The sequence below is a fragment of the Pyxidicoccus sp. M6 genome (assembly GCF_055568925.1).
In genome coordinates this window covers 4,011,645-4,023,383 of the sequence record NZ_CM145714.1, presented here as the reverse complement: position 1 = coordinate 4,023,383, position 11,739 = coordinate 4,011,645, and the positions used below count along the sequence as shown (strand labels likewise).

The 11,739-nt window shown below is 69.4% G+C and carries 6 protein-coding genes; 4 read left to right on the top strand and 2 right to left on the bottom strand.

The window, feature by feature from the left end:
- Window positions 1-64: 64 nt before the first annotated feature.
- Together ACVTJA_RS15985 and ACVTJA_RS15980 are read left to right on the top strand one after the other, a co-directional pair.
- Complete coding sequence (locus tag ACVTJA_RS15985; protein WP_465837233.1) at window positions 65-1,390, top strand: flavin monoamine oxidase family protein; 1,326 nt, start codon at window positions 65-67, stop codon at window positions 1,388-1,390.
- A 295-nt stretch (window positions 1,391-1,685) separates the two neighbouring features.
- On the top strand, window positions 1,686-3,872 hold the full coding sequence (locus ACVTJA_RS15980) for an autotransporter outer membrane beta-barrel domain-containing protein (protein WP_465837232.1): 2,187 nt from the start codon (window positions 1,686-1,688) through the stop codon (window positions 3,870-3,872).
- 54 nt (window positions 3,873-3,926) lie between these two features.
- Here ACVTJA_RS15980 and ACVTJA_RS15975 read toward each other — a convergent pair whose 3' ends face one another.
- Window positions 3,927-5,372 carry an LVIVD repeat-containing protein gene (locus ACVTJA_RS15975; RefSeq protein ID WP_465837231.1) on the bottom strand — a complete coding sequence of 482 codons (1,446 nt, stop codon included), beginning with the start codon at window positions 5,370-5,372 and terminating at the stop codon, window positions 3,927-3,929.
- 195 nt (window positions 5,373-5,567) lie between these two features.
- On the opposite strand from ACVTJA_RS15975, the gene ACVTJA_RS15970 reads away from it, so the two are divergent.
- Window positions 5,568-9,071 (top strand): tolB protein precursor protein, encoded by a 3,504-nt coding sequence (locus tag ACVTJA_RS15970; RefSeq protein ID WP_465837230.1) that lies wholly within the window; start codon window positions 5,568-5,570, stop codon window positions 9,069-9,071.
- 75 nt (window positions 9,072-9,146) lie between these two features.
- On the opposite strand, the gene ACVTJA_RS15965 is transcribed toward ACVTJA_RS15970, so the two are convergent.
- Window positions 9,147-9,617: a hypothetical protein gene (locus tag ACVTJA_RS15965; protein WP_465837229.1), complete on the bottom strand. Its 471-nt coding sequence runs from the start codon at window positions 9,615-9,617 to the stop codon at window positions 9,147-9,149.
- A gap of 307 nt (window positions 9,618-9,924) precedes the next feature.
- Between ACVTJA_RS15965 and ACVTJA_RS15960 the strand changes: the two genes are divergently transcribed.
- Entirely contained in the window at window positions 9,925-11,739 is a 1,815-nt protein-coding gene (locus tag ACVTJA_RS15960; RefSeq protein ID WP_465837228.1) for a CotH kinase family protein, read from the top strand.

The following is an 11,739-nucleotide window of genomic DNA, read 5'->3' as shown; positions in this document are numbered from 1 at the left end:
CTCGCGTGTGACGACCTGCTCGCGGAGGGGTGCTCCTTCGCTCGGGCGTGGCTAGAGGTTCGGCATGGACCTCATCTCGGATGTCGTCATCCTGGGCGCGGGGGCTTCGGGGCTCGCGGCCGCGGCCTCCCTGCACCGGGCGGGGCTTCGCGTCACGGTGTTGGAGGCTCGCGACAGGGTCGGCGGGCGCGTGGCCACCGTTCATGACCCCGTCACGGATGTGCCGCTCGAGTTGGGCGCGGAGTTCGTGCACGGAGAGCCGGAGTCCCTTCGCAAGCTGGCACGACGGGCACGGCTGACCATGCGCTCCTGCAATGACACCCATGCGCTGTCGTGGAAGGGACGCTTCATGGATGGCGAGGAGTCCTTCCGCTTCATGAACGCGCTCGCCTCCGCGAAGCCTCCGGACCGGCCCGTCGCGGAGCTGCTGCGAGAGCGCGCCCGGGCCGAGCGTTGGCCATCGGTCCAGGTGGCCATGGGCCGGGCGTACGTGGAGGGCTTCTACGCGGCGGACCCGGACACCGCGAGCACGCTGGCCATTGCCCGGATGGAGATGGCTTCGGAGGAACTGGGAGGCAATACGCCTTCTCGGGTGATGGAGGGCTATGACCGTGTACCGCGGGCGCTGGCCCGGCCTCTGCTGGAGCGCCCGGGAACGGTGTTCTTCAACGCGGTGGCGGAGGAGCTCCGCTGGGCAGCCGGTGAAGTGCGGGTGCGAGTGCGTACCCGGCAGGGCGTGGGGCTCGGGCAGGTGCGGGCGAAGCGGGCCGTGGTGACGCTGCCCCTGGGCGTGCTGCGGGCGCGGCCTCCCGAGCCCGGTGCGGTGCGCTTCCTCCCGCGATTGCCGGAGAAGGAGCGGGCCTGGGGCCGGCTGGAGATGGGCTCGCTCGTGAAGGTGCTGCTGCGGTTCCGCACCGCGTTCTGGAGCGAGCGCGAGGACACGCGGCGGTTCGGCTTCTTCCATGGGCCATCCCTGCCGGTGCCCACGTGGTGGACGCTGTCGCCTCGCGAGTCCCCGCACCTGGTGGGCTGGGCCGGTGGCCCTGGGGCATTGGCGCTGTCCGGGCTCCCGGAGCACGAGGTGCTGGCGCGCGCGGTGGAGTCTCTCTCTCGCATCTTCCGGCTGCCTCGGCAGGCGCTGCATGAGTTGCTCGAGGCGTGGCATGTGCAGGACTGGCAACGCGAGCCGTTCACCCGGGGCGGGTATGCCGTCATTCCGACGGGCGCGGCGGATGCGATGGAAGCGCTCGCGGCTCCCGTGGACAGCACCCTGTTCTTCGCGGGCGAGGCCACGAATACCGAGGGCGAGGAAGGCACGGTGCATGGCGCCATCGCCACCGGTGAGCGCGCGGCGCGCGAGGTGCTGGCGGTGACCCGGCGGAGGAAGTGACGTTGCCGAGGGAGCGGGCTGGAGGGCTTCCTGTTCGGAAATGTCGGGGGTTTTGAGCGCCATGTGACGCGTGAAATGTCCCGACATTTCCGAACAGGGAGCCACCAGGCTGGCCACCCGACCCCGCCAGGCATGCACGGGCTTTTCCCGTGAGCCACCGGGCTGTCCAATCGATCCGAGGCATGAAGGTGCGCATCTCTCGAGGGCGCTCGATGGCGCGCCCACCAGGCGGCCCGTCGGGCGGAGCGCCGCCGGGCGGGGTGTTTGCACATCCACTGGTGGACACCTTTCAGGCATGCACCTGTGGATTGCCATCGCCGCGGGATTGAGCCTGGGACAGACGCCTGACGCCACGTCCCTGCCGTCGCCTCTGGATCCGAACAACCGGGACCCCGCCGCGGAAGCACTGCGGGATTCCTACGAGCGTGCGGCCGAGAATGCGGAAGGCGCGAGGCCTCCAGAGGGCTACGTGGTGCAGCAGCCCGTCGACACGACCACCACGTACACGTTCGTGCCAGTCCTTCCCGATGGCGCCCCGGCCACGTCCGTCGGGGACATGGCCTACGACGAGGCGTCGCAGGTGTACCAACCCGTGCCCGCCCCCTGGGACAACAAGGTGCAGGATGAATCGGGCACCGGTGGCAGCGGCGACCAGACATCCACGCAGGACACAGCCGCACAGGGAACATCCGCCACGGGGGCAGCGAATCAGACCGGACAGCAGGGTGTGACGGGCGGATCCACGAGAAGCACCGTGGGAACGAGCCGCACGGCGACGCAGTCCGCGAGCGGGCAGACCGGAAGCAACACGGGGACGTCCGCACAGAGCGCGACCGGCGGCGCGGGCACGGCCGGTGGCGCGACGACAACGGGGCAGGACGCGACCAGCGGCGCGGGTAGTGCCGGCGGCTCGACGGCAGCGAGCCAGGGCGCGACTGGCGGCGCAGGCACTGCCGAGAGCTCCACGACAACGGGACAGGATGGGACCGGCGGCGCCGGCACAGCTGGGAGTCCAACGGCAACAGGCCAGGGCGCGACCGGCGGCGCGAGTACGTCCGGCGGCTCGGCGACGACAGACCAGGGCGCGACTGGCGGCGCGACTGCGACCGGCTCGGCGGCAGCGGGCCAGGACGCTACCGGAGGTGCGAGTACTGCCACAGACCAGAGCGCGACCGGCGGCGCGGGGTCTGCCGCGGGCTCGACGGAAACGAGCCAGAGCTCGACCGGGGGCGAGATCATCGGGGGACGCTCCGTCGTCACTGGGTACCGCGCGGGCGAGATCATCGGGGGACGCTCGGTTGTGACGGGGCAAGGCTCTGCTGAGAGCAGCCCTGAGACGCCGGAGCGGGAGAAAGAAAGCAGCACGGGAAGCACCGCACAGCAGGAAGCGACCGGCGGCGGGGGAACCGTCACACAGGATGGTACGCGCAGCTCGGAAGCTGCCGCACAGGAGGCAATCGATCGCACAGGAGCTGCCTCACAAGGGGTGACGGGTAGCACGGGTGCGGTCCCACAAGACGCGACCGGTGGCGCAGGGACCACCGCTCAGGATGCGGCGGGCAGCTCGGAAGCAGCCACGCAAGGCGCAACCGGGGGCAGTGATACTGCCGTTCAGGGCACGACCGGCGGCGCAGGCGCGATGGGCACCGCCGACCAGGGCGCAACCGGCGGCGCGGGCACCGCGGGAACAATCGGTCAGGGAACGACCGGCGACGCGAGCACTACTGGAACCACGGATCAGCGCGCGACCGGCGGCGCGGGCGCGACGGGGACCCCTCCGTCCTCCGGCACGCAGTCCTCCGACGTCGACGAGAATGCCACGGCCTCACAACCCACCGGACAGAACGCCACAGGCGGCGCGGGCACGGCAGGCACCGCAACCCCGCAGGGAGCCGCGCTCCCGCTCGTGGCCGGCACCGGCGCGGCGGCCGGCACCACGGCGAGCCCGCCACCCCCCACCCGCCCCCTCACCATGCAGGAGCAACTCCAACAGCTCCATACGCGCGTGAACCAACTCGAAACCGAGCAGAAGCAGAGCACCACCGAGCTGAAGCAGCGCGACCAGGAGCTCGCGTCGGAAACCACGGACGTACAGCAGCACATCGATCAGTCCGGAGACCGCGCCCTCGACGTGGAGCAGGCCCGACAGCAACGCCTGTCGTACGTCCAGACCGCTGGCCAGTGGATGCTCGCCGCGGACCAGGCCCTCGAGCAGGGCGAGTTCGCCGTCGACAACGCCATCGACCTCGCCGACCAGGCCTTCGAGAACGTGCGCGCCAGCGCCGCCGGCGACGGCCAGGGCCCCGTGGTCGTCCACGCCGAGCGGGCTCGCGCCTACCTCGAACGCGCTCGCGATGCCGTCGAGAACCGCGACAACTACGCCGCGCGCTGCGCCCTCGCGGATGCCGGCTTCGAGCTGGCCTACGTCCGCGAAGCCATGCTGGGACGCGAGTCCACCGGCAACGTCATGCTCAACCCCTGAAACGTGGATGAGCCGCCACCCCGGCCGCGCCAGGGTGGCGAACCTCCGAGCGCCCTACTCCGTCTCGCGGAAGATGAGCAGCCCGCGCGACGTCTCCGTCGCGTAGATGTAGCCGTCACCCGGCACGCGCAGCGTGTTCAGCCCCTCGAAGAAGGTGACGCCGCGCCCTGCGTCGCCCTCGCGCCACGTGTTGTAGTAGGCCACCTGGCGCGGCTCGCCCGGCACCGAGACGTCCAGCACGCGCAGGCCGTCCTGGTAGTAGGCCACGTACAGCTTCGTGCCGGCCAGCGTCACCGAGCGGATGGAGACCTCGTCACGCAGGCGGAACTCGCCCATCTGCACCGGCGACTCCGGAATCGTGACGTTCAGCACGCTCAGGTGCGCGCCCCAGTCCTCGCCCGCGTCGAAGGCCAGCGTCTTGCCGCCCACCGTGCCCACCGCCGTGGTGCGCGAGCTGGACGCCCCGAAGCGCCCCTGCAGCTTCGGCTTCGCCGGGTTGGTGACGTCCGACACCGTCATGCCGTACGTCCAGTGGCTCACGTACAGCTTCCCGCCCATGGCCACCACGTCCAGCGGACGCTCGCCGGTGGTGGGCTCGGCGCCCTCGACGTAGTAGCGCGTGAGGAGCTTGGGCGTCGCGGGCGTGCTGATGTCGTAGATGAGCACCTCGGCGTTGGGGTACGGCGACGCCGCGTACAGCGTGGTGCCATCCATGGCCAGCGACTGCACCTCCACCGCCGTGTCCGGCACCGCGCGCACGCGGACGGGCGACTCGGGGTCCGTCAGGTCGAACACCGCGATGCCGCTCTTCTTGGTGGCCAGATACATCGTCGTGCCATTCACCAGCACGTCGGCGTAGTAGTCGTCGGACGGCTTGGACTCGGCCACCTTGCGCGGCGCGTTGGGCGTCCGCACGTCGTAGACGAAGAGCCCCTCCGTGCCGGCGGTGACGTAGGCGTGGCCGTTGGCCACCGCCAGCTCGGTGGGCGTGCCGCGCGGCAGCACGGCCTCACCCACCAGCGCCACCTTGTCGGACTCCGTCTCTCCGTCGCGGCGCGCCACGCGCACGGCCTCGAACGTGCCCTGCAGGTCGAGCTGTCCGTCCTGGCAGCGACGGAACACACCCGTGAGCTTCCCCGGCCCCGTGGCCGCGCAGCCCGCGAGCGCGTAGCGCAGCTCGATGTCGTCCGTGCCCACGATGTCGCTGGCGAGGTAGAAGGTGTCACCAGAGACCTGCCGCTCCGTCACCGTCAACCCGAGCATGGACGCACCGGTGGCCGCGCCCGACAGGCGCATGGCGCTGGCGGCACCGGTGCCGTCATTCAGTTCGATGTTGAGGTTCCACACGCCCTCGGGATTGAGAGCGGCGAGGCTTGAACGCTGACAGGATGACAGGTCGATGGCTTCAAGCTGACACTCGGCCTTGGCATTGGAGTTACTGTCCTTGCCGCAGCCGAGAGCGAGGACCAGCGTGGATGACAGTGCGAGAAGGCGTCTCATGGCCCCATCCATATCATCGGGCGCCAGCACCAGAGGAAGGCCCCCATCCCACGCAGACCGTGCGCGCGGGACGCTCACCAAGCGGCAAGTAAACGGAAAGAAATAATCGAGGCGCTTGTATACACGAGTCGCTGGGAGGGAACCTCCCAGGTCTCTGCCCTCTCGCCCGCTCCCCATCCGAAGAGGTGACCCCCTGTGAATCCCCGCCCCCTCGCAGTCGCCGCCCTGGCGCTGCTCCTCCCCGGGCTGGCGCTCGCCCAGTTCTACGTCGTGCCCCGACGGCCGGGGAAATCACCGGTGAACAGCTACAAGTTCGAGTGGCAGCACGTGGACATCCTCGTGGGGCCCAACGCCGCGGGCATGGCCAAGCCGCCGGAGCGCACGGCCCACGACCAGCCGCCCGGCACCCAGGGAGGCGCCAACCCGGATGTGCCCACCACGTCTCCCGAGACGGGAGGCACCGAGCCCACCGGCGGCAACATCACGCCGGAGACCCTCCAGCCGGGCACGGCGTCCCCGGCCAGTGAGGGCACGCCCACCTCGCCTCCGCTGGTGGCCACGGAGGCCGCGGACGGCGGCGTGACGGATGGGGGCACCCTGCTGAGCGCCGCGGGCGCGGATGGAGGCTCGGCGGATGGCGGCGGCGTGGCCTCGCTGGGCCTGGGCAACCCCGACGGCGGCTTCAACTACACCTACGCGAAGACGCTCGGGGACAAGACGGGTGGCGTGCGCTTCTACTTCTACGAGCGCGAGCGCATGGTCGCCGAGCGCGCCGCGCCCGTCATCGAGGGCGCGTACCGATACCTCGTGGACACGTTCCAGTACGTCCCCACGCAGACGTTCCCGTACATCCTCTACAGCAGCTACCAGGAGTTCCTGCAGACGAACCTCTTCCAGGTATCCGAAGGAACGCTGGGCATCACCAGCACCGGCGAGGACCTGAAGCTGACGCTGCCGTACCTGGGCGACCACCGCCTCTTCGAGGAGATCTCCACGCACGAACTGGCGCACCAGTTCACCATCCAGAAGGTGCGCACGGTGGCCGAGCAGGCGAAGGTGTTCGGTGATCCGCTGGCGGGCATGCCGCTGTGGTTCATCGAAGGCCTGGCCGAGTTCTACGCCAAGCGCGGCATGGACCCCGAAGCCGAGATGCTGGTGAGGGACCTGCTCGTCAACCCGGACCTGTACAAGGGCTACGCGTTCCTCGACTTCTTCTCGCCCGGGCCCTACGGCTACCTGTGGATCTACAAGGTGGGCCAGGTGCGCTGCACCTTCCTCGAGGAGGAGTACGGCAAGGGCTTCATCCAGCGCGTGCTGGAGGAGTCGCCGCGGCTGGTGGGCGGCTCGCGCGACTCGCCGTCGCTCAAGTTCGAGGAGCTGCTGGAGCGACTCACCGGAGATGACCCGAAGCGGCTGGCGGCGCGCTTCGAGAACTGGCTGAAGCGCCGGGCCTTCAAGACGTACCTGAGCTCGGAGCAGGCCGCGCCGGTGATGGACATGCTGGACAAGTCGCCCGGCTACATCACCTCGATGGCCAGCTCGCCGGACGGGCACGTGCTGGCGCTGCGCACGATTGTGCCGGAGACGGGCGAGAGCCGGCTGTACCTCATGGACCCGCGCGCTCCGGAGAAGACGATGCGCGTCACGTCGGACGGCGCGCCGGGTGTGGAGTCGCTGCACCCCATCTCCGGGCGCAGCTTCGCGCTGACGGACAACAAGCTGGCCTTCATCGCGGAGATGGTGGGCCGCGACGTCATCTACGTGCAGGACTACCAGCACGTGGTGGAGAAGCGCGCCGCGGACGTGCTGGTGCGGCGCACGCCCATCCGCACCGGCATCGACCGGGAGCTGGGCACGACGGTGCGGCTGGGCGTGGGCGGGCGCGTCGCGTACCGCATCGACAAGCACGGCCTGCTGGCGGCCTACTCGCCGGCCTTCTCCGCGGACGGGCGCTGGCTGGCCTTCATCGGCATCAACGACAGCGGCCTGCGCGACCTGTACGCCGTTGATTTGCAGGCGGGACCGGACGCGAAGCCGCTGCAGCTCACGGACGACGTGTACTCCGAGCGGCAGCTCACGTGGGGCCCGGCCGGCATCGTCTTCACGTCGGACGCCACGTCGCACCGCAAGTACAACCTCTTCCGCGTGAGGGTGGACGCGCCCCGCCAAGTGGAGCGGCTCACCACCGAGGAGCGCGACGAGGCGGACCCGACGGCGCTGCCGGACGGCCGGATTTTCTTCACGGCCTTCAACAACAGCAGCTCGGACCTGCATGAGCTGATGACGGATGGGCGCGTCGTGCGGCGCACGGACCTGACGACGGGCGTGTTCGAGCCCGGCCCCGGCCCGGAGGGCAGCCTGTGGATGCTGTTCCACATGTCCGGCGAGCGCCGGCCCGCGCTGCTGCGCCCGCCGCGCATGCTGGCGCTGGACGTGCCGAAGACGGAGACGAAGCCGGAGCCGCCCGAGCCCATCGCCGTGCGCCCGCTGACGGACGCGCAGCAATACCGCCCCTTCACGCGGCAGAACCTGGAGTTCGGCCCCATCTTCGGCTTCGCGGGCGCGGGCGGCGGCGGCTTCGTGGGCCAGTTGTTCGCCGCGGCGAGCGACCGCATGCGGGACCACCAGTTCCTGCTCACCCTGTCGGTGTACGGCAGCTTCGATTTGACGGACGGCTACCTGCTGTACATCAACGACGAGAACCGCACGACGTGGGGCGGCGGCCTCTTCCAGTCGCTGCGCTTCCGCGTGGACCAGACGTTCCCCAACTCGCCCGTGTTCTTCACCTCCGGCGAGCGCTACTTCGGCGTGATGGGCAGCCTGCGCTACCCGCTGAGCACCTTCTTCTACCTGCAGGGTGACTTGAGCGTGGGCGGCGCGAAGTACTTCCTGGACGACCCGACCGAGTTCTACCTGTTCTTCGCGGACCGCAACGAGGCCAACCAGGAGTTGCTGTCCGCGTGGAACGCGCAGAACAAGGACATCCGCTTCCAGACGGAGGTGAGCGGACAGGTGGGCTACGACACGCTGAAGTACCACTACGCCACGGGCCCGCTGTCCGGCAGCTCGGCACTGCTGGAGGCGACGGTGGGCGTGCAGCCCTTCGACAACGAGGCGTACAGCAACCTGCGCCTGGACGCGGAGCGGTACTTCCCCATCTACGGCCGCACCAACGTCTTCCTCCGCGGCGGCGCGGGCACGACACTGGGTGGCCGGTACGCCCGCTCCTACTTCCTGTCCTCGTTCGACACGCTGCGCGGCGTGAACTTCGGAGACGAGCGGTGGCTGCTGGGCCGCCACTTCTTCTACTCCACGCTGGAGCTCCAGCTGCCGCTGAACGACATCGTCCGGGTGGCCTTCCTCAGTGATTTGGAGGCCATCGCGGCCATGGACTTCGGCGGCGTGGGCGAGAACTGGGAGGACTTCCGGGACCACCGCGTGCTGAACGCCGTTGCCGGCGTCAACCTGGCGCTGGGGCCCCTGCTGATGCGCCTGCACTTCGCGCGGCCGCTCGACATCGGCGCGGCCGCGGGCAAGCCGGACCCGGGCTGGGTGACGAACTTCTCGCTGGGCATCGCCGGCCTCAACGGCTTCTTCGACCAGGGCAACACCGGCGCGAAGAACAACGGCGCGGTGAAGCCCAATTCGCCCGCGCTGATGCCCGCGGTGGGCGGCGGCTACACCGGACCGAGGCACTGACGTGACGGCGGGGGCGGGCCACGCACGGCCCGCCTCCGTGGCCCGCGTGGGGCGGGCCTTCCACGCTCCACGGCCTCAGGACTGCGCGGCGACGAGGGCGGCGTTGGCCTTCGCGAGCGGGCCCCCGTCGTTGGGGATGCGCTCGAAGTCGCCGCGCAGCGCCTTGATGGCGAACTTCTCCAGGTCGATTTCCCGGCGCGTGCGCACGCCCATCAGGCGCAGCACCCCGGACATGGGCCCGAAGCCGAACACGCCGTGCTGGAACAGCAGCGCGGTGGCCACGGCGCTCAACACGCGCCAACCACCGCCGTCCCTGCGGCCCAGCAACAGGCCGAGCGCCGACGCGGCGGCGGCACCGACAGTCAGGGCCCGGCTGATGTCCCACTCGCGCTCCAGGCGCTCGAGGTAGCGGCTCATCTCCGCGCGGTCCCCCTTCTGCGCCATGTACCGCACGCAGGACTCCACGTGCTCGTCGATGCGCCGGTTCACCACCACGGGCGTATGGGTGCGGACCTCATCGGACGCAATCTGGTTCCAGGTCTCCATGCGGCTTCTCTCCCCTGACGCAGCGCTCCCTGCTTCCCCGTGAAGCTAGGGCTGGCGCCGCGAGGTGGGCACCGCGCGCCGGGCAGCCCCCTGCCCCACCCCGCCCGGCCGCCTGCCCTACCAGGAGAGGACGGGACTCTCTCCGGTGGCCCCACCCTTCCGGACGAGGCGAGCAGGCGGCCTCAACGTGGGCAAACCGTTACCCACCGGTGACGCGCGCGGGCGCCTCCTTCGCGTCCGCGGTGTCCACTCCTGGCCAGACGTGCGGGCCGCTCGAAGGGCACGTCCCTTGCTCACCGGGAACCCGATGACACGCGTACGACTGCTGCTCTGCCTTCCGTTGCTGTGCCTGTGGGCGTGCGGACCGGACACGCCGTCCGTCCCGACGACGCCGCATCCCGTGGACGAGTCTCCGCAGACGACGCCGCCGGACGAGACGCCCACGCCCCATCCGGACCCGAATCCGCAGCCGCAACCCAATCCACAGCCGCAGCCCGAGCCACAGCCGGAACCGGAGCCGCAGCCCGAGCCGGAACCACAGCCGGTGCCGGAGACGCAGTTGCCCTTCGAGCTGCCGGCCGTGCAGACCTCGGTGCAGGAGTACGAGCTCCTCATCCCCGAAGAGGCGATGAAGAAGTTCGAGGCGGACCCGTGGACGCCGGAGCAGGACGCCGTCTTCAAGGCGAACGGGACGACGTATCCGGTGCAGGTGCGCCTGCGCGGCGCCTCCGCGCGCTTCTTCCCGAAGAAGAGCTGGAACGTGAGCTTCGCGGACAAGGTGAAGTTCGAGGGGCGCACGTCGCTCAACCTCGTGGCCGAGTACGCGGACGCGACGCTGCTGGCGGAGAAGATTTCCTATGACCTGCTGGAGGCCATGCGGGTGCCCGCGTCGAAGGCGAAGTTCGTCCGGCTGAAGGTGAATGGCGCGCCCCAGGGCGTGTTCCTGGACGTGGAGCAGGTGAACAAGGCCTTCCTCAAGGCGCACGACTTCACCGACACCGACGGCGACATCTACCGGTGCGGCTGGAAGGACTGCGAGTTCAAGACGTGGAAGGTGCCCTACCAGGGCAACTGGGTGAAGAAGACCAACGAGACACAGCCGAACGACAAGCTCGTGGAGATGCTGGACGTCATCAACCACACGCCGGAGCCGCAGCTGGTGAAGGCGCTGGAGAAGAGCTTCCAGCTCGAGCACTACCTGCGCTCCATGGTGTTGGACGCGCTGATGTCCAACAACTACGTGGAGGACTCGGAGAGCTACTTCGTCTACGACAAGGCGGTGGCGAAGTGGTCCTACGTCCCATGGGACTTGAACAACGTGGACGCGCGCTGGTGGTACCCCATCAGCGTGGAGGACATGCGCACGAGCAGCAGCAACATGCGCCACCCGCTGTTCAACTTCACCCTCACGGACACGTGGGTGGAGAAGATGTACCAGCAGCGCAAGCTGGAGACGGCGTCGTACCCGGGCTACCTGCCGGTGTTCTCCAACCTGGGCACGCGCGTGGTGATGAACCCCGAGCTGCGCGAGCGGCTGGAGGCGCGGCTGGACAAGGCGATGGACGAGCTCTTCATCGAGAAGGTGATGAACCCGTACATCGACTCGCTGCACGCGCTCATCGCCCCGTACATGAAGGATGACCCGTACATGGATTATGGCCGCTTCCAGGCGGGGCGCGACTACATGAAGCGCTTCGTGAAGGAGCGGAGGGCCATCATCCTCGCGGAGCTGGCGAGGTTCTCGAAGCAGAAGCCCACGCTGGTGTTCGAGGCGTTCGACCCGCGCGAGGGTTGGGTGGAGGTGGGCAACCGCACGGCGTCCGCGCTGTCGCTGAAAGGCCTGGTGCTGACGACGAACCTCCGCGTGAGCCTGGCGCAGAGCGACCATGCGCCCACGCAGGTGAAGAACCCCACGGGCGCGGTGCTGCCGGACGTGACGGTGGCCCCGGGCGAGCGCGTGCGCCTGAAGACCTCGGAGCTGGGCATCCAGCTTCCCTCCGAGGGGGAGATTGGCCTCTTCGACGGGAAGTCCGTGGTGGGGGTGAAGGACCTGCTCTTCTACGGCGAGCTGTCCACGGGCAAGCACTACGAGCGCGGAACGAAGGGGTGGGAAGTGAAGTGA

Coding starts and splice junctions, on each gene's coding strand:
- ACVTJA_RS15985 (WP_465837233.1), top strand. CDS start 65: ATGGACCTCATCTCGGATGTCGTCATCCTGGGCGCGGGGGCTTCGGGG.
- ACVTJA_RS15965 (WP_465837229.1), bottom strand. CDS start 9,617: ATGGAGACCTGGAACCAGATTGCGTCCGATGAGGTCCGCACCCATACG.
- ACVTJA_RS15960 (WP_465837228.1), top strand. CDS start 9,925: ATGACACGCGTACGACTGCTGCTCTGCCTTCCGTTGCTGTGCCTGTGG.
- ACVTJA_RS15980 (WP_465837232.1), top strand. CDS start 1,686: ATGCACCTGTGGATTGCCATCGCCGCGGGATTGAGCCTGGGACAGACG.
- ACVTJA_RS15975 (WP_465837231.1), bottom strand. CDS start 5,372: ATGAGACGCCTTCTCGCACTGTCATCCACGCTGGTCCTCGCTCTCGGC.